At 60.6% G+C, this 24,865-nt stretch carries 20 protein-coding genes and 1 pseudogene; 19 read left to right on the top strand and 2 right to left on the bottom strand.

Annotated features, from left to right (window positions below; translation table 11 throughout):
* The first annotated feature begins 26 nt into the window (after nt 1-26).
* The 5 genes and pseudogenes from ISN74_RS18005 (at nt 27) to ISN74_RS17990 (ending at nt 9,094) form a co-directional block, all read left to right on the top strand.
* A complete protein-coding gene (locus ISN74_RS18005; RefSeq protein WP_229679360.1) occupies nt 27-935 on the top strand; it encodes a helix-turn-helix domain-containing protein in 909 nt (302 codons plus the stop codon).
* Nucleotides 936-1,219: 284 nt separating this feature from the next.
* A pseudogene (locus tag ISN74_RS21360) lies at nt 1,220-1,423 on the top strand (ESPR domain-containing protein); the annotation flags it as partial.
* Nucleotides 1,424-1,492: 69 nt separating this feature from the next.
* Nucleotides 1,493-8,275 (top strand): hypothetical protein, encoded by a 6,783-nt coding sequence (locus ISN74_RS18000; RefSeq protein WP_229679358.1) that lies wholly within the window; start codon nt 1,493-1,495, stop codon nt 8,273-8,275.
* A complete protein-coding gene (locus ISN74_RS17995; protein WP_188800525.1) occupies nt 8,250-8,711 on the top strand; it encodes a hypothetical protein in 462 nt (153 codons plus the stop codon). The genes ISN74_RS18000 and ISN74_RS17995 overlap by 26 nt, the downstream gene beginning before the upstream one ends.
* A gap of 44 nt (nt 8,712-8,755) precedes the next feature.
* Nucleotides 8,756-9,094 (top strand): cupin domain-containing protein, encoded by a 339-nt coding sequence (locus ISN74_RS17990; RefSeq protein WP_188800524.1) that lies wholly within the window; start codon nt 8,756-8,758, stop codon nt 9,092-9,094.
* Between the two features lie 25 nt (nt 9,095-9,119).
* Here the strand turns inward: ISN74_RS17990 and ISN74_RS17985 are convergent, their stop codons facing one another.
* Nucleotides 9,120-9,980 (bottom strand): energy transducer TonB, encoded by an 861-nt coding sequence (locus tag ISN74_RS17985; RefSeq protein ID WP_229679356.1) that lies wholly within the window; start codon nt 9,978-9,980, stop codon nt 9,120-9,122.
* A gap of 206 nt (nt 9,981-10,186) precedes the next feature.
* On the opposite strand from ISN74_RS17985, the gene ISN74_RS17980 reads away from it, so the two are divergent.
* The 3 genes from ISN74_RS17980 to ISN74_RS17970 all read left to right on the top strand — a co-directional run bounded on the left by ISN74_RS17980 (nt 10,187) and on the right by ISN74_RS17970 (nt 12,519).
* The gene (locus ISN74_RS17980) at nt 10,187-10,849 is read left to right on the top strand and encodes an NYN domain-containing protein (RefSeq protein ID WP_188800523.1); all 663 of its coding nucleotides are present in this window, start codon (nt 10,187-10,189) and stop codon (nt 10,847-10,849) included.
* A 223-nt stretch (nt 10,850-11,072) separates the two neighbouring features.
* A complete protein-coding gene (locus ISN74_RS17975; RefSeq protein WP_188800522.1) occupies nt 11,073-11,969 on the top strand; it encodes a class I SAM-dependent methyltransferase in 897 nt (298 codons plus the stop codon).
* Between the two features lie 13 nt (nt 11,970-11,982).
* Nucleotides 11,983-12,519, top strand: coding sequence for a pseudouridine synthase (locus ISN74_RS17970; protein ID WP_188800521.1), 537 nt, complete (start codon nt 11,983-11,985; stop codon nt 12,517-12,519).
* Nucleotides 12,520-12,643: 124 nt separating this feature from the next.
* Here the strand turns inward: ISN74_RS17970 and ISN74_RS17965 are convergent, their stop codons facing one another.
* Nucleotides 12,644-13,432: a TatD family hydrolase gene (locus tag ISN74_RS17965; protein WP_188800520.1), complete on the bottom strand. Its 789-nt coding sequence runs from the start codon at nt 13,430-13,432 to the stop codon at nt 12,644-12,646.
* 213 nt (nt 13,433-13,645) lie between these two features.
* On the opposite strand from ISN74_RS17965, the gene gspE reads away from it, so the two are divergent.
* The 11 genes from gspE to gspD all read left to right on the top strand — a co-directional run bounded on the left by gspE (nt 13,646) and on the right by gspD (nt 24,823).
* Entirely contained in the window at nt 13,646-15,379 is a 1,734-nt protein-coding gene (gspE, locus tag ISN74_RS17960) for a type II secretion system ATPase GspE (protein ID WP_188800519.1), read from the top strand.
* Between the two features lie 66 nt (nt 15,380-15,445).
* Complete coding sequence (gene gspF / locus ISN74_RS17955; protein ID WP_188800518.1) at nt 15,446-16,663, top strand: type II secretion system inner membrane protein GspF; 1,218 nt, start codon at nt 15,446-15,448, stop codon at nt 16,661-16,663.
* 63 nt (nt 16,664-16,726) lie between these two features.
* Nucleotides 16,727-17,167: a type II secretion system major pseudopilin GspG gene (gspG, locus tag ISN74_RS17950; protein ID WP_188800517.1), complete on the top strand. Its 441-nt coding sequence runs from the start codon at nt 16,727-16,729 to the stop codon at nt 17,165-17,167.
* A 6-nt stretch (nt 17,168-17,173) separates the two neighbouring features.
* Nucleotides 17,174-17,719 carry a GspH/FimT family pseudopilin gene (locus ISN74_RS17945; RefSeq protein WP_308420779.1) on the top strand — a complete coding sequence of 182 codons (546 nt, stop codon included), beginning with the start codon at nt 17,174-17,176 and terminating at the stop codon, nt 17,717-17,719.
* Nucleotides 17,716-18,138, top strand: coding sequence for a type IV pilus modification PilV family protein (locus ISN74_RS17940; RefSeq protein WP_188800516.1), 423 nt, complete (start codon nt 17,716-17,718; stop codon nt 18,136-18,138). Before ISN74_RS17945 ends, ISN74_RS17940 begins: the two co-directional genes overlap by 4 nt.
* Complete coding sequence (locus ISN74_RS17935; protein ID WP_188800515.1) at nt 18,135-18,803, top strand: prepilin-type N-terminal cleavage/methylation domain-containing protein; 669 nt, start codon at nt 18,135-18,137, stop codon at nt 18,801-18,803. Before ISN74_RS17940 ends, ISN74_RS17935 begins: the two co-directional genes overlap by 4 nt.
* A complete protein-coding gene (locus ISN74_RS17930) occupies nt 18,800-19,831 on the top strand; it encodes a type II secretion system minor pseudopilin (protein ID WP_308420778.1) in 1,032 nt (343 codons plus the stop codon). Before ISN74_RS17935 ends, ISN74_RS17930 begins: the two co-directional genes overlap by 4 nt.
* Nucleotides 19,828-20,988, top strand: coding sequence for a PilN domain-containing protein (locus tag ISN74_RS17925; protein WP_188800514.1), 1,161 nt, complete (start codon nt 19,828-19,830; stop codon nt 20,986-20,988). The genes ISN74_RS17930 and ISN74_RS17925 overlap by 4 nt, the downstream gene beginning before the upstream one ends.
* Complete coding sequence (gspM, locus tag ISN74_RS17920) at nt 20,985-21,650, top strand: type II secretion system protein GspM (RefSeq protein WP_188800513.1); 666 nt, start codon at nt 20,985-20,987, stop codon at nt 21,648-21,650. The genes ISN74_RS17925 and gspM overlap by 4 nt, the downstream gene beginning before the upstream one ends.
* The gene (locus ISN74_RS17915; RefSeq protein ID WP_188800512.1) at nt 21,647-22,363 is read left to right on the top strand and encodes a general secretion pathway protein GspN; all 717 of its coding nucleotides are present in this window, start codon (nt 21,647-21,649) and stop codon (nt 22,361-22,363) included. The genes gspM and ISN74_RS17915 overlap by 4 nt, the downstream gene beginning before the upstream one ends.
* 3 nt (nt 22,364-22,366) lie before the next feature.
* A complete protein-coding gene (gspD, locus tag ISN74_RS17910; protein WP_229679354.1) occupies nt 22,367-24,823 on the top strand; it encodes a type II secretion system secretin GspD in 2,457 nt (818 codons plus the stop codon).
* Nucleotides 24,824-24,865 lie beyond the last annotated feature (42 nt).

Below are 24,865 nucleotides of genomic sequence, written 5' to 3'. Positions count from 1 at the left end.
TGTGCAGCGTGCTCAGAGTTTGTGACATGGAGATCATGCCGCTCGATCCCGGTAAGCCGTGTGCGTATTTCGAATCCCACGCAACACAACAGGCCATGTTCTGCAGTGGCACGACGGGCTTTTCATTTCGTGGCCGTTTCGCGTTGCCGGCTGAATGGTGCCTGCTCGGATATATCCACGACACGCAGAAGGGAAGCTGGTGCCATGGCACAGCACTTGAAGCGGGCATGGCATTTACGGTGTTGCCCGAAGGTATCAGTGAGTTCAAGTTGGCTGCGCAGACGCGGCTCAGTGTAATTCTGGTGCGGCTGAACGACCTGAAGGAGAAATTCAGCGAGCAAGAGCCCTACAGTGTAGAGCTTCCATCTCGCATGCTCTCGCTATTCCGTTTGTCCGGCCAGGGCGGCAATGCATTGCGTGAGCATTACGAGCAAACCTATCGCCGACTGTTTTATGGCCATTCGCAGTCGTCCCCATTGAACGGGGATGAGGCCCGGTTGCTGCTTGGCGAACACTTGGAAGTTTGCCTGGCGGCGCAATCCGAAGACCGGCCTAGCTATTCGCGCGGCCGCCATACGCACTATCGGATACTTCAGCGCGTCGAGCATTTCATGCGCGCCAATATCCGGCACGATATTTACCTCAGTGAATTGTGCATGGTCGCGGGCGCAAGCGAGCGCGCATTGCGCTATGCCTTCAATGACCTTCTTGGTGTCTCGCCCTATCGCTATCTTTCCATGCTACGTCTGTGCACGGCGTGCCGTGGTTTGTCGCGGGCCGATGTGGGGCGGCGCTCGGTGAAGTCGGTGGCGTTAAGTTGCGGTCTATGGGATCTCTCGCGTTTCGCTGACAACTATCACCATATGTTTGGCGAATTGCCGCATGACACGCTCATGCGTACACCATTACGTATTTCGGATGCTGGCGAAGCGTGATGCTTTACCGATAGCTACGAGTGTGTAGTGCCTTTGTAGTCAACTTCCTCGAAGAGAATCGGCCGCTTGTCACGGGTCGTGGTGCCTTTCACTAATCGCGAATTTTAGGCTGGAAAATCTCGGGACGAACGACTCGCCATAACCTTCCTGCGGACGATGATCTCAATGCATCGCACCGACGCTCATGCATTGTTGCCGCATATGTGTAGGTGTCTTCCGCATTTGCCTATCGCTTTGCCGAATCGGCTTTGAGCATTGCCGGATTGGTTTATCCGGGCAAGATCATGCTCGCTTCAATGGAACCCTCCCCGGGAACTGCACACTTGGTGCGACCCGATCCCGCTGCACGTGTGTCACCTACGTGCATGTTTCATGGAGAGGGTAATCCTATGAATCGCATCTATCGTCTCGTTTGGAATCGAACTCGCAACGCGCTTGTCTTGGTCTCCGAGCTCGCGTCGTCGCGTCGTCGATCCAGTTCCTCGACAATACGCCGCCGCAACGCTGAGCGTGACCAAGTCAAGGTACATGCCGCTCGCAATAGGATGTATTCGAGCATGACGTTGCTTGCGATGTTGGTGTTGTCACTGTCATCGACCACCAGTCGTGCGAGCACGATTTCAACCAACGGCGGATCCGCATGCGGCGGCAATGGAACGAATGGTGGGACAGGCCCGGACGGCGTGACGAGCTACGTCAATAGGGCCCAAGTGGATGGGAATGGCTATTACTCGTTGGTAGCCGGATGCTCGGCGAGTGCCGGAGGCAATGTAGGCGCGACACTCTACGGTTTCTACACCACGGTGACGGGTGCCGGCGGTACCGCATTCGGTCTGGGCACGACAGCGGCGCAATGGGCAACCGCATTAGGTCTTCAAGACAAGGCAACAGGTCAGGGCAGCTTTGCCGGAGGATTCAATGCGAACGCATCGGGTGCACAATCGATCGCGATTGGCGGCGCCACCACCGCGACTTCCACGGTGACCACCGCGAGCGGTACCGGCAGCGTTGCCATCGGCAATGCTGCTCTCGCTACCGGCAGTTCAAATGCCGTTGCCATTGGCCCCACCTCGACGGCCAGCGGTACGAGCAGCACTGCCGTGGGGTTCTCCACGAGCGCCATAGGTACTCAATCGCTAGCCGGTGGCTACAACACCTTTGCCTACAACACGAATGACACCGCGCTTGGCGCGGGTGCCGTGGCCGGCGTCTCGGGCGGAACCGGCGTGAACGACACGGCGATTGGCAATAACACGGTGGCGAACGGTAGCTATTCGTTTGCAGGTGGCAGTTACGCTACCGCGAGTGGTACCGATTCCGTTGCCATTGGCGGCAACAGCGCCGCGGCAACCGCGGCGAGTGCGACCGGCACCAGCGCTGTCGCTATCGGCAATGGCTCGACGGCGTCCGGCAGCAGTGCACTCGCTATCGGCAATGGTGCGACGGCGCCAGGTGGTACTGCTATCGGCAGCCTTACAAACTCGGGAGGGGGTACCGCTGTCGGCTACGATGCCACGTCCACGAGCACGGGAACGGCGTTGGGTGCCGGAGCTACTGTCACAGCGGCCAACGCCACCGCCATAAGTGATCGCTCAGATTTTCCCGCAACAGCTTCGGGCGATGGCTCCTTCGCGGTGGGCAATTCCGCAACGGCGTCGAATCTAACGTCGATAGCCGTGGGCCGGCAGACCACATCAAGTGGTGCCGGGGCGATCGCTATGGGTCAAGGCGCCACGGCAGCGGGCAACGGTTCCGTGGCAATCGGCGGAGGTACTGGAGGCTTCGCTTCGACAGGTGGTGCGGCGTCTTATAACACTGGCGATGTTGCGATCGGTCTGAGTGCGGTGGCAGGTGTTTCGGCGGGCACCGTGACGAGTGATACGGCGATTGGCAACGGCGCTCAGGCGATTGGCGGTAGTTCCTTCGCCGGTGGCAATGGCTCGATAGCCAATGCGGCTTCGACGGTAGCCATTGGCAATACAGATTCGGTCGCTGCCGCAGCAGGCACGGGTGCCACGGCCATTGGTTACAAGTCGAGTGTAGTCAGCGGTACGGGCGCGGTGGCTATCGGCAGTCAGGAGACGGTGACTGGTAATGGCGCAGTGGCTATTGGTGATCCCAACACGGCAACCGGCACGGGTGCCGTGGCGATGGGCGCCAACAACACGGCCAATGGTCAAGGCGCGGTGGCGCTTGGCAATACCAACACGGCGACGGGCCAAGGTTCGGTAGCGTTGGGTAATACATCGAGTGCGTCGGGAGTAGGGTCGCTTGCCATGGGTGACACGGCCAATGCTGTGGCGGCCGATGGTGTTGCCTTGGGCTCCGGCGCGACCGCGAACAATCCCAATGACGTGGCACTGGGTTCGAACTCGGTGACGGCGGCAGCTAACCCGACAGCATCGGGCACGATCAATGGCACGACGTACAGCTACGCCGGTACCACGCCCACCAGCGTCGTCAGTGTCGGCGCAGTGGGCAGCGAACGGCAGATCACCAATGTGGCTGCTGGTCGAGTAACGGCTACCAGCACCGACGCTATCAATGGCAGTCAATTGTTTGCCGCGGATAGTGCCATCACCACGGTCGGAGGCCAGGTCACCAGCTTGGGTAGCAGTGTGGCGACCAATTTTGGAGGCGGCGCTACCTACAACAGCACGACTGGCGCGATCAGCGCGCCGTCATACACGATTCAAGGTACGGCCTATAACAACGTAGGTGGTGCGATGACGGGCATCAATAACGCACTGAGCAGCATCACCAGTGGCACGGCCGGCCCGTTTGTTTCCAACAATTCGGTAACCGCAACAACGCCGGTGTCGTCGGGTGCGAACGCTGCGGCCGGTGGCTTCGGCGCATCGGCTACGGGTGCGGCGTCGACGGTGGTCGGTAATCAAGCGACCGACAACGGCGTGGCCAACTCCACCGTGTTGGGTCGGGCTGCGAGCATCGCCAGCGGATTGACGGGTTCAAATGTCGCGCTAGGCCAGGGCTCAATCGTTAGTGCCGCAGCCGTACCCACGGCCAGTGGCACGATCAACGGCACAAGTTATACCTACGCAGGTGCAACACCGGCCGGTGTGGTGAGCGTGGGTGTGGCCGGTAGTGAACGACAGATCACCAATGTTGCGGCAGGTCAGGTCACGGCAATCAGCACCAATGCCGTCAACGGTAGCCAGTTGTTTGCAGCCGATAGCGCAATCACCATGCTTGGTGGACAGGTGACGACTTTGGGCGGCAGCATGGCCACCAATCTTGGTGGTGGCGCCACTTACAACAGCACGACGGGCGCGATCAGTGCACCGACGTACACCATTGAAGGCACTCCCTATAACAATGTAGGAAGTGCGATGGCCGGCGTTAACACGACGCTGACCAGCCTCACCAGCGGCACGGCCGGTCCGTTTGTCTCCAACAATTCGGTGACAGCAACGCAACCGGTTTCCTCAGGCGCCAACGCATCTGCCGGAGGCTTTGGTGCATCGGCTACCGGCGCGGCTTCAACAGTGGTTGGTAATCAAGCGACGGACAACGGTGTCGCCAATTCCACCGTGTTGGGTCAGGCTGCGAGCATCGCTAGCGGATTGACCGGTTCGAATGTCGCACTTGGTCAAGGCTCGACCGTCACGGCCGCAGCCGTACCCACGGCCAGTGGTACGATCAACGGCACAAGTTATACCTACGCTGGGGCAATACCGGCTGGTGTGGTGAGTGTTGGTGTGGCGGGTAGTGAACGTCAGATCGCCAATGTTGCAGCGGGCCAGGTCACGGCAACCAGCACCAATGCCGTCAACGGTAGCCAGTTGTTTGCGGCCGATAGTGCAATCACAGCGCTCGGTGGACAGGTGACAGCTCTGGGTGGCAGCGTAGCCACCAATTTCGGCGGCGGTGCCACCTACAACAACACGACCGGTGCGATCAGCGCGCCGTCGTACACGATTCAAGGCACCGCCTATAACAACGTAGGTGGTGCGATGACGGGTATCAATAACGCGTTGGGCAGTATCACAAACGGCACCAGTGGCCCGTTCGTTTCGAACAATTCGGTAACGGCAACGCAACCGGTTTCCTCGGGCGCAAACGCATCCGCCGGTGGCTTCGGCGCATCGGCAACGGGTGCTGCTTCGACGGTGGTAGGTAATCAAGCGACCGACAACGGCGTGGCCGGTTCTACGGTGCTGGGCCAAGGTGCAAGCATCGGCAGCGGATTGAGCGGATCTAATGTTGCGTTGGGTCAAGGCTCAATCGTCACAGCGGCTGCGGTGCCGACGGCTGGTGGCATGATCAACGGCACAAACTACACCTACGCTGGTGCGACACCGGCTGGTGTGGTGAGCGTGGGTGTTGCAGGCAGCGAACGTCAGATCACCAACGTGGCGGCAGGTCAGGTCACGGCAACCAGCACCAATGCCGTCAACGGCAGCCAACTCTTTGCCACCAACACCGCCATTACCAGCGTAGGCGGTCAGGTGACGAATCTAGGCAGCAGCATGGCCACCAATCTTGGTGGCGGCGCAACGTATAACAGCACGACGGGTGCGGTGACTGCGCCGACGTATACGGTGCAGGGCAATACGTATAACAACGTCGGTAGTGCATTGAGCAGTATCAATAGCGCATTGACGGGCGGCGGTGTGATGTATTTCCACGTCAACTCCACGTTGGCCGATAGCAGTGCAGTGGGCACAAATAGCATGGCTATCGGACCGGAGGCGGATGCTTATGGCAATGGCTCGATAGCACAAGGCATGAGTGCTGTAGCGGGGTTATCGGGATCATCGTCGTCGGTGGTCAACGATGTGGCCATCGGTAATGGTGCGCAGGCCACGGGCGGTTCTTCGATTGCACTCGGCAACAGCGCCAATGCGAACGCTGCTGGTGCGATAGCCATCGGACAGACGGCCACAGCTACGGGTGGTCAGGCGGTATCGATCGGCGTCGGCAACAACGCGAGTGGCAATGGTGCCGTGGCGATCGGTGATCCAAATGCAGCAACGGGCACGGGCGCGGTGGCGATGGGTGCCAGTAACACCGCCAATGACCAAGGTGCGGTAGCGCTTGGTAATACCAACACGGCGACGGGCGAGGGCTCGGTTGCACTGGGTAACGCATCCAGTGCGTCAGGCGCGGGATCGCTTGCCATGGGTAATACGGCGAATGCGGTGGCGGCCAATGGTGTTGCTTTAGGCTCAGGTGCAACCGCGACCAACGCCAATGATGTGGCGCTGGGTTCGAATTCGGTGACGGCAGCGCCTAACCCGACAGCGTCGGGCACCGTCAACGGCACGACGTATAACTACGCGGGGGCTACACCGACCAGCGTGGTCAGCGTCGGCGCCGTGGGTAGCGAACGGCAGATTACCAACGTAGCCGCAGGCCAGGTGACGGCGAGCAGCACGGATGCCGTCAACGGTAGTCAGTTGTTTGCTGCTGACACGGCGATTACCAGCGTGGGTGGTCAGGTGACCAATCTAGGCACCAGCATGGCCACCAATCTCGGCGGTGGCGCGACATACAACAGCACAACCGGTGCGGTCAGTGCACCGGCCTATACGATTGACGGCACCACATATAACAACGTGGGTGGCGCGATGACAGGCATCAACAATGCGCTAAGTAGCATCACCAGCGGCACGGGCGGCCCGTTTGTCTCCGACAACTCGGTGACGACGACAAAGCCGGTATCGTCGGGCGCGAACGCTTCAGCAGGTGGCTTCGGTGCATCGGCGACCGGGGCGGCTTCGACCGTCGTCGGTAATCAAGCTACCGATAACGGCGTGGCTGATTCCACGGTGTTAGGTCAGGGTGCGAGCGTGACCGCAGGCGTGAGTGGTTCCAACGTAGCGCTGGGACAAGGTTCGATTGCAGCAACGGGTGCACAGAGCGCCTACACGGCCTTTGGTCTTACGCCGACGCAGACTTCGGCAGGTGAGGTGTCGGTAGGAACATCGACCGCGCAACGCAAGATCACCAATGTCGCCGCCGGCAGCGCCGCAACCGATGCGGTGAACGTAAGTCAATTGGAAGGCGCAGGCTCGAATTTAGGTGGCTCGATTGCGAACCTGTTCGGCGGCACGGCGGCCTACGATTCAACGACTGGAATGGTTACCGGCGGTTTCAGTTATGCCGGTAATACGTATAGCAATGTGCAAAGCCTCTTCAATGCCATTACGGGTGGCAGCACAGCGGCAGGTATCAAATATTTCCATGCCAACTCGACGAGTCCTGACTCCTCGGCGACAGGCACGAATAGCGTGGCTGTTGGTCCATCGGCGACGTCGAGCGGTGCAGACGGCATCGCGATCGGCAACGGTGCGGCGGCATCCAATGCCAACTCGATCGCACTGGGTGCGGGCTCGGCAACCTCGGTGGGTGCGCAGGCCGGATACACCGGTGCTTACATGACCACCACCAGTAATTCAGTAGGGGAAGTATCGGTAGGCTCCGCCGGCAATACACGTCAAATCACGAATGTTGCGCCCGGATCAGCCTCGACGGATGCGGTCAATGTCAGTCAGTTGCAGGCTGGCGTAAATAGCGCGGTGACTACGGCAGACAACTACACCAATCAAGCGATTGCCAACATCTCCAGTAGTGGCAGTGGTGGCAGCAGTGCCTTCAAGTCCGACGAGGCAGGTGCCGCCGTTGCAACGGGTAGCAAATCTGCGGCGGGCGGTGGCGGTGCCAGCGCGACAGGCAACGACAGTACTGCCATAGGCGACAGCTCCTCTGCCACAGCCGACAATTCCGTGGCATTGGGCGAAGGTTCGGTGGCAAATCAAGCCAATACGGTGTCCGTGGGTGCGGCCGGCGATACACGGCAAGTGGTGAATGTCGCCGCAGGTACGCAAAGCACCGATGCGGTGAACGTCAGCCAGTTGCAGGCGGCCCAGGCAAGCACTGTGCAATACGACACGGCATCCAATGGCAGCGTGGACTATCAAAGTGTGACCCTTGATAACGGCGGTGCACCGGCAACGATCCACAACGTGGCGGCCGGCATTGCACCCACCGACGCGGTGAATGTGAGTCAATTGAATGCCGGTATCCAGAGCGCGGAGAACTGGGCCGAGAACTACAGCGATCGACAGATTCAGACCGTCAATAACCGCGCAAACGCCGGTGTTGCGGCTGCGATCGCCGCTGCGGGTCTGCCTCAGGCTTACCGGCCCAATCAAAATGCGGCGTCGGTGGCATTCGGCAGTTTCCATGGCGAAGCCGGCATTGCGGTAGGGCTATCCACCATCAGTGAAAGCGGCCGTTTCATCTACAAACTCAACGCCACCGAAGATACCCGTGGCGACGGCAGTGTGAGTGTTGGTGCAGCAATGGTCTGGTGACGTTACGTCGGCACCGAATCGACCCTTTGACTATCAAGCAGAGACCGCCGTGCGCAAGAAATACAGTCGCCGCGAAATCGCCTTGAATGGCCGCCCCATGTCGACGGTCGTCTGTCCGAAATTATCTGTGGACGGCGGTGCATGTCAGGGTGTGCGTTCCGTAAACACCTTCGATGCGGTGGGCAGGTTCCTGGTGGCCGCCGGATTCGTGGAGCGGATCGAAGAAGGCGGCGTGCATTGGATCGGCACCTGGAGCATTTACGAATTGCCCGAGTCGGGTGACTGGCAGCTACTGCTAAGTGGCAGGCTGGACACGCAATACGATAATGCACAGAGGGCCAAGGCCGCCGCTCATGATATCGGCATGGAGATCGCCTTGAAGATGGTGCAGAGTGAGCAAATGCCGGCGCGATACGAAAACAAAACGGTGAAATAGTTTCTGTGCGATGTTTGCAGCCATCGATCGAGCGGGAGATATCCATGCAACAAGACAAGGATTGGCTGCTTACACTTGCCCACGCAAAAGCAAGCCTTCCCGATAATGCCGAAGGTTTCAGGTTCTTCTACGGCTTGCGCCACGGCACGATGAAGGCGGGTCTCTACGCGCCGCAACAGATCGACACGCAAGGCCCGCACAAACAGGATGAGCTCTACGTTGTCATTCGTGGCAGCGGGGATTTCATCAAGAACGACGAGCGCTGCCGCTTCCAAGCCAATGATGTTTTATTCGTCGAAGCGGGAATTCCTCACCGCTTCGAGCATTTCAGTGAGGATTTCCTGACCTGGGTGATTTTCTGGGGGGCGGAAGGCGGCGAGTAACGCCCTGGATGATCATGCGGTATGTTCACGCGCCTTCAAGCGGCGTCAGCAAGTGCAGATCCTGGCTTACTTGCGAGATGCTGCCTTCCGGAATGGCGTCGGACGTCGGCACTGTCTGCAAGCCGCTCTTCAGCCACGGAATCGATTGCTGTGGGCCGGGAATGTAGACCTGCCATTTGCCATAGGTGTCTACGCGCGGTGAGCCGGCCACCTTGAGGTTGAAGTTCACTGGCACGCGCACGTCCCAGTAGGGATCGTCGATGTGCTTGCCGTTGGTCGGGATATTGAACGTCCACTGTTTGGCCGCTTCCAATGCAGCATCAGCGAGGATGTCCCGATAACGGCGCATCTGAATATCGCTGCCATACACGCCCAGGTTGACTCGCTCGGCTACGGCATCTTCGACCTGGCCTTGCCGGCCGACCCGCAGATACAGATAGACGGTACCATCCACGTGTGCTTGCACCGCGCTGAGCGGGTACTTGGGTGGCTGCATGGATTTGTGCGTCACGGACTGGCCGGAAGCGGTATTGGAGTCACCAAAGGTGGCGCCAACGATGGCGATGGAATCGTGGGTGTCATCCACACGTCGTGCCACCAGACGTACGCTCATCCTGGCGCGTTCGATCACGTTCGGATTGCCGTCGAGCTTGAATTTCCAGTCGGGCACATTTTTCTGGATCAGATCCGTTACGGCAGCAGGAATCTTGTCGGACTGATCGAGCGAATAACCGTGCACACTGCCATCGGGCGATACATCGATCCAGCCAGTCACCAGCATGCTGCCTTCTGCCCGCTGTCGAACCTGGTTCGGACCGGCGGCAAATGCCGCATGCGCCAACGTCACGCACAACACGGCAACAATCCATCGTTTGATGCTTATCATGCTTACCCCCTTGTAGGCTGCGGCCGAGTATAGCGTTGCGTGAAGTTGCGGTGTGTTGCACTTTCGGCAATGAAGAAGCACCCGTGATGACACTGTCGTGACGGATCACAGGGTGTGGCATAAAATGCGGAGTGCCGGCCACTATTCCTATTTACCGGCATGACATGTCAGTTCAATCCATGCTTAGCACTTAATAAGGATTTCCTATGTCGAGTACCGCCATCCTCGTCGACGGCGCTTTTTTTCTTGCACGCTATCGCAAGGTTTGGGGTGATCGTGACGCCAACGATGCGCGTACCGTCGCCAAGACTGTGTTTGGCATGGCGCTGGAGCATTTGAAGGTGCTGGACCGGCCGCGCGAGGCGCTCTATCGCATCTTCTTCTACGATTGCCCTCCCCTGGAAAAAGTGCTGGTGAAGCCGATCAGTGGCGAGAGCCTGGATTTCTCGCGCACTACCGCAGCGGCGTTCCGACGCGACCTGCATGATCAATTGCGCCGCCAGCGCAAGATGGCGCTTCGACTGGGACGTCTGGCTGATCGCGGCGAATGGAAGCTCAAGCATCAGGCTTATCAGCAATTGCGCGATGAGTCCCTGTTCTGGGATGAACTGGGTGACGAGCATTTCGAGCCGGATATGCGCCAGACCCAGGTGGACATGAAGATCGGTATCGATATCGCCGCCCTCGCTTATAAGAAGCAGGTGGACCAGATCATCCTGGTGGCTGGCGATGCTGACTTCATCCCGGCCGCCAAGCTGGCCCGCTACGAAGGCATCGATTTCATTCTCGATCCGATGTGGCAAGGCATCGCGCCGGATCTGCATGAGCATATCGATGGCCTGCAGTCGGTCTGTCCGCGCCCGTTTTAATCAAAGAGAGCGCTGTTCGCGTTGGCCTCCTCTCCCCTCCGGGGAGAGGATTGAGGTGAGGGGACACTCTTGCGATGACCTTGAGGCGTAACGCATCGGGCCAGAAAAAAGCGAATCAGTTCGCGCACAGCTAACGCAGCGGTCGTAAACTAATCGTAAAATGCCCATTCGCTGCATGAGGCCGGCGGCATGTTGCCGCGGGCGTGCGTTGTGAGGAGTTGTCATGAAGATCAGGCTTGCCTTCGGACTGTCCACCGCCCTGCTACTTGCTGGTACGGCTTACGCACAACAGGCGGGGCAGGATCAGCCGGCAGGCGATCTGGTGCCACCGACCAGTGCCAGCGATTTCACCGCCGGGCAGTTGGACGCGGTGCTCGCCGGTTCCTGGCGTTCGGCGACCAACAAGGCGCGCGATGTCTATCGCCATCCCAAGGCCACGCTGCAGTTCTTCGGCCTGCAGCCGGACCAGACGGTGATCGAAATCACCCCGGGCAGCGGCTGGTACAGCGAGATCCTGGCACCGCTGCTGCGCGACAACGGTCATTACATCGCTGCGATCGCGGGTAGCAATGATGCCGAGCAGAAGCAGGATGCCACCGGGCTGCACGCCAAGTTTGCGGCCGATTCGGCCGAATATGGCAAGGCCAGCATTGTCTCCTTCAATCCCAAGGCGCCCGTGCTCGGGCCGGCCGGATCGGCCGACATGGTGTTGACCTTCCGCAACGTGCACAACTGGGCCGTGGCCGGCACCGCGCCGGCGATGTTCAAGGCGTTCTACACGGTGCTCAAGCCGGGTGGCACGCTGGGCGTGGTCGATCACCGCGCTGCGCCGGGTGCCAGTTTTGATGTGGTCAAGGAGAGCGGCTATCTGCCCACGGATTACGTGATCAAGCTGGCCACCGATGCCGGCTTCAAGCTGGATGCGCAGAGCGAGATCAACGCCAATCCCAAGGACACCAAGGATTATCCGAAGGGTGTGTGGACCTTGCCGCCCACCTTGACTCTGGGTGATCAGGATCGCGCCAAGTACCTGGCGATCGGCGAGTCCGATCGCATGACCTTGCGTTTCGTGAAGGTAGCGAAGGCTCCGGCCGCGGCTTCCAACGCAACGGCGCATTGATTCTTCGCTCCGCATGCTGATTGCACTGAACAAGCCGTTCGGTGTGCTGTGCCAGTTCACCACCGACGACGGGCGCCCCACGCTTGCCGATTACGTGCGTCAGAAAGACGTGTATCCAGCCGGCCGTCTTGACCACGACAGCGAAGGCTTGTTGCTGCTCACGGATGATGGCGTGCTGGCACATCGGTTGACCGATCCCAAGCACAAGCAGCCGAAGACGTATCTGGTGCAAGTGGATGGAGCGATCAGCGACGAGGCCGTGCAGGCGCTGTGCCGTGGCGTCGTATTGAATGACGGGCCGACCTTGCCCGCGGTAGCAGAGCATGCCGACGAACCGGAATGGCTATGGCCGCGCGATCCGCCAGTGCGCTTTCGCAAAAGCATTCCCACTAGCTGGTTGTCGATCAGCTTGCGCGAAGGACGTAACCGGCAGATTCGCCGCATGACGGCAGCAGTTGGCTTTCCTACGCTACGTCTGATTCGTGTGCGGATTGGCGCTTATGCGCTGGATGATTTGCTGCCGGGGCAGACGCGTGTTCTCAAATCTTGAGCAACACTCTACTCTCGTCACCCCGGCGAAGGCCGGGGCCTAGCGTCTTTGTGGTGTTTAAGTCACTGGACCCCGGCCTTCGCCGGGGCGACGGGATTGAAATGTCGAGGCGATATGAAGGTTCTTATTCCAGCCCAAAAAACGCCTTCGCCGTCGCTGTACTGTTAGCCGCCGTCACCTCCACCGGTTCGCCCCGGTCGCGCGCGATCTCCTCGCAAATATGCTTCAGATACATCGGCTCATTGCGTCGATGGCTGGGCTGTGGGCGCACAGTGCGTGGCAACAGGTAAGGCGCATCCGTCTCGATCATCAACCGGTTGGCGGGAATCTCGCGTACGAACTCACGCAGATGCGTACCGCGACGTTCGTCACAGATCCATCCTGTGATGCCGATGTGGCAATCCAGCGCCAGGTAATCGAGCAGCGCTTCGCGCGTATCGGTAAAGCAGTGCACGACCGCGGCAGGAATCTTGTTGCGATAACGCTTCAACAGAGCGACGAAATCGTGATGCGCATCGCGCTGGTGCAGGAATAGCGGCTTGCCTACATCCACTGCGATCTGCAATTGCCGTTCGAACACCTGCAACTGCACATCGCGTGGTGAGTAGTTGCGGTGATAGTCCAGACCGGTTTCGCCGACTGCACGAATTTCTGGCAATCGCGCCAGTTCGCGCATGCGTGAGTCGGTCGCATCGCTGTAGTCGATGGCGTGGTGCGGATGCACACCTGCCGTGGCATATAGCAAGCCAGGATGCGCGCGGGCCAGTTCCAGGGCGTGTTCACTACCAACGTGTGACGCACCCGTGACAACCATGTGAGTGACTGCGTGCGCTCGGGCACGGTCCAGAACGGCATCGAAATCGTGCCGAAAAGATTCGTGGGTGAGATTGGCCCCGATATCGATAAGCTGCATGGAGAACCCTTTTTAAGTTTCCATTGTCCCATTCATTGAGCGCACCGCCCAGCCGCAGCATGAACGGCCACCCCCACATGCGGATGCAGCTGCAAAGCAAGGCTCGCCAGCCGCTTTGTGGATGTGTTAACAATGGGATTCGTCTGTTCGTTGCCAAGCGCGTGGGACGGGCAGGGACGTGTTTTGACAAAGTAGTCACAAGCGGGGTGGAGCATGTCGGCAGTCGTAAAGCCGGCGTCCGTTGGGGCGGCAAAGGCCACGGATGACCATGAATCGGCAGTGTGCGCGCTGCTGGTCGCGCGTGGGCGCCTGAAAGATAACGATCTGGCGAGGGCCAGGCGTCTGCATGAAGAGGCGCCGGAAGGCACGCTGACGACCCTGCTGGCGCGGCTGGGCCTTGTCTCTGAGCGCGATCTCGCCGAGGCCTGGTCGGAGCGTCTGCATGTGCCGCTGCTGGCCACCAAGGATGCGCCGGAGATGCCGCCTGCCGATGTCGATATCTCGGTGCGCTTCCTCAAGCAGCAGCACGTGGTACCGGTCCGTTCCGGCGAGGAAGGGGTGGCGCTGGTCGTGGCCGATCCCGCCGATCCTTACCCCTTGCAAGCCGTGCGCCTCGCCACCGGCAAGGCCGTGTCGCTGTGCATCGGCGTGCGCTCGGAGATCGACGACCTGATCGAACGCTATTACGGCCAAGGCCGTTCAGCGATGGGCACCATTGTGGAAAACCTCGACGGCAGTGCGGCCGAGGAAGACGACGTTGAGCATCTGCGCGACCTCGCTTCCGAAGCGCCGGTGATCCGTCTGGTCAACCTGATCCTGCAGCGTGCCGTGGAACAGCGTGCTTCGGACGTGCATATCGAACCGTTCGAGAACCGCTTGAAGGTGCGCTACCGCATCGACGGTGTGCTGCACGAAGTGGAAGCGCCGCCGTCCAGTTCCACGGCGGCGGTGATCAGTCGCGTCAAGATCATGGCCAAGCTCAACATTGCCGAACGCCGCCTGCCGCAGGATGGCCGCATCCAGTTGCGCGTGCAGGGCAAGGAGCTGGACCTGCGTGTTTCCACCGTGCCGACCAGCTTTGGCGAATCGGTGGTGATGCGTATTCTCGATCGCGAGACCGTGGTGTTCGATTTCGCTTCGCTGGGCTTTACCAATCAATTCCAGCAACGTTTCGTGGATGTGCTGGAGCGCCCGCACGGCATCCTGCTGGTAACCGGCCCCACCGGTTCGGGCAAGACCACCACGCTCTACACCGCGCTGTCGAAGATCAACACGCCGGGCGTGAAGATCATCACGGTGGAAGATCCGGTTGAATACCAGCTCGAAGGTATCAACCAGATCCAGGTGAAACCGCAGATCGGTCTGGATTTCGCCAACGCGCTGCGCTCGATCATGCGTCAGGATCCGGACGTGATCATGATCGGCGAAATGCGCGATCTTGAAACCTGCCGCATCGCGATCCAGTCTGCGCTCACGGGTCACTTGGTGCTGTCCACGCTGCATACCAACAGCGCGGCCGGTGGCGTGACCCGCATGCTCGATATGGGTGTCGAAGATTACCTGCTCGGTTCTACCGTCAACGGCATTCTTGCGCAGCGACTAGTGCGTCGTCTCGATCCGGAAACGGCGACCCCCTATGAAGCGCCACCAGAAGTCATCAAGCAATTCGAACTGGAAAAGTACACCGACGAGCGACCGATCCGCTTGTGGAAACCCGGCACCAGCGTGGCCAATCCCACCGGTTACCGTGGCCGCCGCGCGATCATGGAATTCCTGGTGATGAGCGATCCCTTGCGCCGGCTGGTGATGCAGCGCGCGGATGCCGGAGAAATTGAGAAGCAGGCGCGTGCCGAAGGTATGCGCACGATGTACGAAGATGGCATCGCCAAGGCCGTGGCAGGCATCACCACCATTGAGGAGGTGCTGCGTGTTACGCAGGAGGGCTAACGCAGCTGCTCTCACCCTCTCACCCCTTTGGGGCGCGCGGGGCGAACGCGAAGAGCGGTTCTTTCTATGAGCCAATTCCGCTACCGCGCCGTCAGTGCCGCCGGCGAAATCGTGCAGGGGCAGATGGAGGCGACCAGCCTCGATGAAGTGATCGTGCGCTTGCAGGATCAGGGGCACACACCACTGGAAGCCAAGCTGGCTGATGCCGGCAGCGACGGCGGCGGCTTTGCCGGTTTGCTCAAGCGCGGTCCGTTCAATGGCGATCAGTTGGCCCAGTTCACCCATCAGCTGGCGACCTTGCTGGGCGCCGGACAACCACTGGACCGTGCGCTCGGCATCCTGATGGATCTGCCTGAAGGCGAGCACGCCAAGAAGTTGATCGAGCGCGTGCGTGATCGCGTACGCGGCGGTACACCATTGTCGCAGGCGCTGGATGAAGAGCATGGCGTGTTTCCCAAGCTTTACATCGCGCTGGTGCGCGCCGGTGAAGTGGGTGGATCGCTGGAAGACACGCTGCGCCGCTTGGCCGATTACCTGGAACGTTCGCAGGCACTGCGCGGCAGCATCATCAATGCACTGATCTATCCGGCCTTCCTGATGGTCGGCGTGTTCGGCTCGCTGTTGTTGCTGCTCACCTACGTCGTGCCGCAGTTCGTGCCGATCTTCCAGGACATGCAAGTGCCGATCCCGTGGATCACTCGCGCCGTGCTCGCGTTGGGCACCACCTTGCAGACCGGGTGGTGGCTGATCGCGATCATCATCGTTGGTGGCGTTTTCGTATGGCGTGCGCGAATGCGCGATCCCGTGCTGCGGCTGGCGTGGCACGAGCGTCTGCTCAAGATGCGCCTGGTCGGTCCGCTGGTGCTGAAAGTGGAAACCGCGCGTCTGGCGCGTACCCTCGGCACCCTGGTCAAGAATGGCGTGCCGCTGCTTTCCGCGCTGAGCATCGCCCGCATGGTCACCTCCAACAAGGCGCTGGACGAATCGCTGGTCCAGGCCACCGAAATGGTCAAGGGCGGTAATGGCCTCAGTCTGGCGTTGTCGCATTCACAACGCTTTCCGCGCCTTGCCATTCAAATGGTGCAGGTGGGTGAGGAGGCCGGGCAGCTGGACACCATGCTGCTCAAGGTGGCCGATACCTTCGAACTGGAAAGCCGCCGCTCCATCGATCGGTTGCTGGCCGCGCTCGTTCCAGCGCTCACCATCGTGATGACCTTTTTCGTGGCCATCATCATGGCGGCCATCCTGCTGCCCTTGCTCAGTCTTACCAGCAACATCCAGTGATCGGCGTTGTCCGATCACGTACCTCTTCAGGTTCACGCATAAACGAAACGGAGAAACCAGCCCATGCAGTACAGATATCCCCGAACCCGGCATCTGCGTCATCCCTCCCGCAGCGCCGGCTTCACCCTGCTGGAAATGCTGGCGGTGATCGTGCTGATCGGTATCGTCGGCGCCATCGTGGTACGCCAGGTTGGCAGCAGCGTGGACAAGGGCAAGTACGGCGCCGGCAAGGCGCAGCTCATCACGCTCAGCCAGGCCATCGACAGCTACGCCCTGGACAACGGCTCGCCGCCCGCGGAGCTGCAAGATCTCGCCGTCAAGCCGGCGAATGCGAACAACTGGCAGGGCCCGTACGTGAAGCCTTCGCAGTTGAAGGATCCGTGGGGTCATGACTTCGGCTACAAGTACCCCGGCGAACACGGCAATTACGACCTGATCTTCTATGGCCGTGACGGCAAGCCGGGTGGCGAAGGCTATGACGCCGACGTGGGCAACTGGCAGTAAGCAGCCATGAGCAGGGGTCAGGAAGCAGCGATGAGCAACATGGGCGGAGCGCAAAGGCTCCGTACCGTGTTGTCTTGTTCCTGGCGCCCTGGCCTTCGTGCGTCGCATAAGGCACGTGGCTTTACCTTGCTCGAAATGCTGGCGGTGATCATCCTGATCGGTGTCGCCGCTGCGGCAGTGTCGGTCTCGGTGGCGCATGGTTTGGCCAGCGCACGCATCAATGCTGCCGCCGGCGAGCTGGCGTCCGCGCTGCGCGCCACGCGCACGCAGGCGATCGTGCACGGTGAGCCGCGTTACTTCCAGGTCAACATGCAAGACGGCACCTATCGCGGCGCCGATCAGCGCGACGTGCGCCTGCCCAAGGGATTGGACTTGCAAATCACCAGTGCGAAGAAGGATCAGCGCGGGGACATTGCGCGCATCAATTTTTACCCCGATGGAAGCTCCACCGGCGGACGCATCACGATTCGCAGCGGCAAGCGTGAATGGCATGTCAACGTGTCGTGGCTGACCGGGGCGATTACCCTGTTCGATACCGCAGCGCATTCATGAAAACATCGATGCGCCATGCACGCGGCTTCAGCTTGCTGGAAGTGATTGCAGCGATCCTGCTGCTCGCGATCACCTTCGGTGCGTTGATGGAAGTGGCGGGCGGGTCGATCCGCCTTTCGCAAAGCGCTGCGCAATACACGCAAGCTGCGCTGTGGGCGCGTTCGCTGCTGGATACCCGCTTCGCCCTGGATCCCTTGCAGGCGGGTGTGACGGAAGGGCACTTCGACGATCACTACCGCTGGCGATTGCAAGTGACGCCTTGGGTCGCGCCAGGTGTAACGCCTGCGGCCAATGCCAACGCAATGCAGATGTACCAGCTCAATCTCGATGTGATGTGGGGATCGGAACCGTTCGAGCACAAGGCGCATTTCAGCACCTTGCGAATCGGCAGCCCCAACAATGCGGCACCCTCGCTATGAAGCGCACAGCCGGCTTTACCTTGCTGGAAGTTCTTGCCGCGCTGGCTTTGCTGTCGCTGTTGTTGCTGGGTGTGTATTCGGGTGTGCGTTCGGCCACGCATACCGTTCAGGCGGGCACGCTGAAGATCGAGCAGCTCGACGAAGTACGTTCTGCGCAGATGTTCCTGCGTCGCGAACTGGAACAGGCGATGGCGCAAGCGATCGCGCGCGATGATAGTGGCAACAGCATCTATTTCACTGGCAGCAGCGACGAAATGCGCTTCGTCGCGCCGATGCCTGATTACCTCGGTATGTCCGGCCCGCAAATCGTCGAGGTCAAACTCGTTTCTGCCGGCGATAAAGGCAAGCAATTGGTGGCCAGCCTCGCGGTGCTTCCACCGGATGGCAGCAAGCCCAAGCCATTGGGTGATCCGCAGGTGTTGGTTGATGGTGTGGTCGACGGCAGCTTCAGCTATCGCGGCATCAACCAGCAAGGCCAGGCATCGGATTGGCAGAGCGACTGGAACGATCCCGGATTCATGCCCAACATCGTTGCCATCAAGCTGACGCTGCAGAACGGGCGCGAGTGGCCGCAGCTCAGCGCACCGCTGCGCGTGAATGCTTCGGCGGTGCAAGGCGCCGGCAACTTGCTGCGCGGCCTGCGTGGTCCGGGAGTCGGGCCATGATTGAGCGCCTGCCCATGATCTCCACGCAGCCCGCGCCCGGTCTGTTTGCGCGCATGCCTGTGGCCTCGCTCGCTCATGTATCGACATACACCTCGCTCACGACGCCTTGCCCTGCACGCAAACAGCTCCCGGCGCAGGCCACGCAGAGATCATGGGCAGGCGCTAAACGGCACCAACGCGGTGTCGCCTTGCTGCTCGTGATGTGGGCATGCACGTTGCTGGCGATCCTGCTTGGTGGCTATGCCGTGCTGGCGCATACCGAAGGCTTGCAAGCCAGTTACCAGTTTCAGCAGACGCGTGCGCACTATGCGGCGGAAGCGGGCCTGATGCGCGCTATTTATGCCTTGCAGGCACCCAACGTCGGTGATCGCTGGGTGGCGGATGGGCGCGTCTATCCGTTTGCCTACGAAGGCGCCAAAGTCGGTGTATCGGTTATTTCCGAAAGTGGCAAGGTCGACCTCAACGCGTCGTCGCCCGACGTGCTGACCAATTTGTTCCGCAACACAGGCGTCGATGCGTCGCACGCCGCCGCGATCGCGCAAGCGGTCGTTGATTGGCGCAGCTTTCCCATGGGACAGCAGCAAGCGGCACAACGCGCTGCTGTCTACACCGCGGCCGGGCGCGATTACGGTCCGCGCAACGGGCCGTTTGCCAGTGTCGAGGAGCTGGAGATGGTGCTGGGCATGACGCCGCAGATGTACGACGCGGTTGCGCCCTACGTCACAATCTGGTCAGGGCGCGCCAGTCCCGACCCCAATACCGCCCCCCTGCTTGCGCTAGCCTCTATTCCGCCTGGCATGGATCTGCAACATGCTGCAGCCATCATCGCTGCGCGTCCGGCGAGTACCGCCGCCAATGCGGCGACGGGGCTGTTCGGCAACAATGGCATCACGCATAGTATCCGTTCAGAGGCCGTGCTAGCCGACGGAACGCGCGCGGTGTTGCGCGCCACGATACGTTTGCAAGGATTCCGGCCCGGCTCGCAAGCTTTTGCGGTGCTGCGCTGGCAAGAGGGAGATGGGGAGTGAATTCCGCTACGCAGACACTGCGACCGCAGCTGGAACGCGCACGCCGCGCATGGCGCGGTTCACCCTTGCCGGGTTTCCTGGACTGGTGGGGTGGTGAATTGCGCGCCCTGCTGCCGACGCGCTGGCAGACGCTATTCAGTGGCGGCAACGTGTGGTGCCTGCTACGCCATGAAGATGGTCAGTGGCGCGCCAGGTGCAGTGGTCAGCCGCAAACCACGGCGCCGTGGAGTGATGCGCTCGATGCTCCCACGCAACAAGCCATGTTGAGCACAGCGGTGGCCGGGGTGGATCGCCAGGACCTGCGGCTGGCGCTCTGCCTGCCGCAAGAGGCGGTGCTGCGCCGGCGCCTGCTGTTGCCGGAAGCGGCACGCGACAACCTGCGCCAGATCGGTGCTTTTGAGATGGACCGGCAAACCCCGTTCCGCCCCGATCAGGTTTACTACGACCTGCGCGAGTTGCCGGGCCCTGCGCCTGCTGGTCGCATCGCCGCTGAACTGGTTGCGGTGCCGCGCGCTGCGGTGGACGCCAAACTCGAACATCTGCGTAATGCCGGCATCGCCATCGACGCCGTGGATCTATGCGAGGCCGACAAACGCCTCGGCGTGAACCTGCTGCCGCCCGAGATGGCACGCGTGCACAGCGATCCGCGCCGCCGCCTCAATCTCATATTGGCCGGCTCGGCCGTGCTGCTGCTGTTGCTTTGCCTCGGACAATGGCTGCACAACCACCAAGACGCATTGACTGACATGCAGGCGCAAGTCGACGCCATGCATGGCGATGCGCAAAAGGTTTCCCTGTTGCGCAAGCAACTGGAGGACAGTGCCGGCGCCTCGGGATTCCTCGCACGGCGCAAGACGGAATCGGTCGCGGTTGTCGACGTGCTGCAGGATCTCACCACGCGTATTCCCGAAGATACCTGGCTGGAGCGCTTCACCGTCGACAGCAGCGGACACGTAGGCATGCAAGGCCAAAGTGCCAAGGCGTCGTCACTGATCGATGTGCTGCAAAACAGCAAGCTGCTGACCGGCGCCAATTTCCAGGGCGTCATCCAGCGCGATCCGGCCACCAACAAGGAACGCTTCTTCATGGATGCGCAATTGCAAAAGCCCGGCAAGGCCAAGCCGGCGAGCAGCAGTAGCGCGGGAGCGGCGCGATGAATCTCAGGCCGATGAAACCACTGGAAAGCCGCATGGCCGCCATTGGTCTGCTGTTGCTGGTGGTGATACTGGCGTATTTCATCCTGCTGCACTGGTGGTTCGTAGCGCCGCTGCGTGACATCGACAGCCAGATGGACGACTTGCGCGATACACAGAGCCGCTACGCTGCTGCCATCGCGGAAAAACCCCAATTGCAGAAACGTTTGGCGGAACTCGGTCACGACCAGACCGACAGCAGCACCTTCCTGCCCGAATCGGATCCGAATGCTGCTGCTGCCGGCCTGATGCAGCGCGTGGTCGACGATGCCGCGGCACACGCACAGGAAGGCAGCTGCGAAGTCAGCCAGAAGATGCCGGTGCCCAATCCGACCACCACACCCGACGAGCCTTATCGCAAAGTGGTCGTCAGCATCAGCTTGCATTGCGATATGCAGCCGCTGATCGGTCTGCTGTACACGTTGGAAAAGAGCAAGCCTTATCTGTTCGTGCAGGATTTCAGCGTGTATCGCAATCCGATGCTCGCGATGCAGAAGACGGGTGCCGCACCGCTGGAAGTGCAGTTTACGTTGGCCGGTTATGTGCATGCCGCGGCTACGCCGGCGAGTTCCGGCAATGCGAGTGCGAATGGCGACAACACGGCGCCGGGAGACGATGCGCAATGAACGCTGCCGCCCAACGTCGTCTTACTCCGGTCTTTGGCGCAACGGTTGCCGTGTTCGGTGTAGTGCTGCTTGCGCTGCTGCTAGGCGCTGGCAAGGGTGTGGCATGGGATCCACCGCGCGAAACGCCTGCGCCGCCTGCGGTGCACAACGTGGCACTGCCCGCGCCACCAAGCCTGCAAAGTTATGCGCAAAGCTGGGAGCACCCCTTGTTCAGTGCCGATCGCAAACCGATCGTCAGCAGCGGCGGCGATGCTGGCGGCGTGAATCTGGGTGATCTGCAGCTCACCGGCATCATTCTTACACCGAGCCTGCACATGGCCTTGCTGGGGCCTGCGCACCAGGACAACAGCAAGGGCGCCGATGATGGCCAGGAAGTGCGCGTGCGCGAAGGCGCCAGCCTGCCGGATGGCAGCTGGAAGCTGATCAAGGTGCTGCCGCGCTCGGCGATTTTCGCCTCGGCCAGCGGACGCACGGAACTAAAGCTGCCCGCGGGCGCACCTATAGATCAGCCCGCATCGAACGCTGCTCCGCCAGGCGCCATACCGATGAACGGCCCGCCAGGCATGCAAGTCCAGAACCACGCCATGCCGCCGCCACCGCCCGGCGGGCCAATGCCGCCGAATAGCGCGCAGGCACAACGATTGCAAAAACTCAGGGCAGCCATTCTTAAACAGCGTTCCCAGCAAGCCGGAAACGCTCAGGGAGAACATTGATTCATGTCACACGCGCGCATGCCATTTTACCGACGCAAGGAATTGCGGGTCAGCGCCATCGCGCTGGCAGTCTTCCTGAGCGGTTGTGCCAATAACAAGCCGCTGACCAAGCCGGATCTTTCGCTGGAGCGCGAGGCGGTTGCAGGCACGGAAAAACCTGCACCACCGCAGCAGGTTCTGAACGCGAACGTGGAGAATGGGACACCGGCTCCGACTGTCGCCAGTATCTCGACGGGCACGGGAAAGTTCGTGCAACCCACTGAGCTATCCAACCCGCGGCCAACTGCGGCAGGAAGCGGTGCGGTCACGTTCAATTTCGAAAACCAGCCGGTACAAGCGGTCGTCAAGGCGATCCTGGGCGACCTGTTGCATGAGAACTACACCATTGTTCCCGGCGTGCAGGGCAACATTTCGTTCTCCACTTCCGAACCGGTGGACGCCAGCCAGGCCATGCCGATCCTGGAGACGTTGCTTTCATGGACACATAACGCGTTGATCAAGACCAACGGCCGTTATGTGGTGATGCCGGACAAGGATGCCGTGCAAGGCAATGTTGCGCCGAGTCTGGGCGCTGCGGCGCCGGCCGGTGGTTTGCAGGCACGCCTGTTTCCCTTGCATTACATCGCAGCCGATCAGATGCAGAAGCTGCTGAAGCCGTTCGCACGGCCTGATTCGATCCTGCTGGCAGACAATGCGCGCAACGTCATCGTGGTGGCGGGCACGCCGGACGACCTTGCCAATTACGAGCGAACCGTGCGCACGTTCGACGTGGACTGGCTGCGTGGCATGTCCGTTGGCGTGTTCAATCTTCAGCACGCGACCGTCGATGACTTGATGCCGCAGCTCGACAGCATGTTCGGCGCCAAAGGCGATACGCCGTTGGCGGGCATGCTGCGCTTCATCCCGATCAAGCGCACTAACGCGCTGGTGGTGATCAGCACGCAACCGAACTACCTCAGTGAAGTCGGTAACTGGATCGCCAAGATCGATCTGGGCGGCGGCAATGAGCCGCAGCTTTATGTTTACGACGTGCGCAATGTCAATGCGTCGGATCTGGCGCATTACCTTGCGCAGATCTACACCGACAATGCCAACGGAGGCAGCAGCGATCGCGGCGGCTCCGTGGCGCCCGGTGCGGGTGGCAGCACCACCTTGGGCGTTGGCAACAATTCGAGTGGTTCGTCCAGTGGCATGGGTAGCACGGCCGGTAGTTTCGGCAGTTCCACTACCGGTGGACTGTCCGGCGGTGGGCTCGGCAGCGGCGGTCTGGGCAGCAGCGGTAGCAGTTCGCTTGGTTCGTCATCGACGACGGGTAGCGGTTTCGGTAGTTCGTCTTCGTCGACGGGTGGCATCGGTGGTGGCACTGGCGCAAGCGGTGTCGGCATGAACGGTGGCTTGAGCAATAACAACAACCAGGATCAGGGTTACAGCTCGAAGGACGGCAGCATCCGCATCAGCTCGGTGGATGCCAACAATCAGTTGCTGGTGCGTGCGCGTCCGGCACAGTGGGAGGAGATCCTCGGCGCCATCAAGCAGCTCGATGTGCCGCCGTTGCAGGTGCAGATCGAAACGCGGGTATTCGAAGTCGATCTGCAAGGCGATCTCCAATACGGCGTGCAGTGGTATCTGCAAGGCTTGGCGGGTGGCTCGCAAAATTCCAGCGGAGGCTACACACCCGGCAATGCGGAAGCGCACCGCATGATTGGTCTGGGTGGTGGTTTCACCAGCGTCAATGGCAGTAGCAGTACCTCCACCAATAGTTACAGTGGGCAGCCGTTCTACTATTCCTTCCTGAGTTCGAATGGAAAGTTCCAGGTAGCCATCAACGCCTTGGAAGCCAGCACCAACACCAAGACGCTCTCGGCCCCTTCGTTGGTCGTGCTCAACAACCAGGTTGCGCATATCGAGGTGGGTAATCAGATTCCGGTCAACCAGACTTACTACAACGGACTGACCACAGGTACTACAGCCACCACGGTAGGTGAGGTGCAATACATTCCCACCGGCATCATTCTGGACGTGCAGCCGCGTGTGAATCCGGGTGGACTGGTCTATCTCAATATCGATCAGCAAGTCAGCCAAACCCTTGGTTCCGCCAACGCCCAGGGCAACTTCACGATTCAGCAGCGCCAGATCGCGACTCAGCTTGGCGTGCAGAACGGTCAGACGGTCCTGCTTGGCGGCTTGATCCAGCAACAGAACACGGACAGTGGTCAGGGCGTGCCCTGGCTGAGCGACATTCCCATTCTGGGCAAGCTGTTCGGCTCAACGGGTAAGAGCAAGAGCCGCACCGAATTGATCGTGTTGATCACGCCACGCGTGATTACCAATAGCGAAGATGCCAAAACGATCACCGACGAGTATCAGAACGGTTTCGAGTCGTTGGCGCCCTTGCGTACGCATCCGTTGCCGCCTGGAACGCCGCTGCCAAGTAGCATCACTTATCCGCTGAAACAGTAATGATTCCACGCATGCATGCCTCTCTGTGAGGCATGCATGCGC

Origin of the sequence: Dyella caseinilytica (assembly GCF_016865235.1) — a bacterium.
In the GTDB taxonomy this organism is placed as follows: Bacteria; Pseudomonadota; Gammaproteobacteria; order Xanthomonadales; family Rhodanobacteraceae; genus Dyella_B; species Dyella_B caseinilytica.
This window is presented reverse-complemented; position numbering and strand designations above follow the sequence as displayed.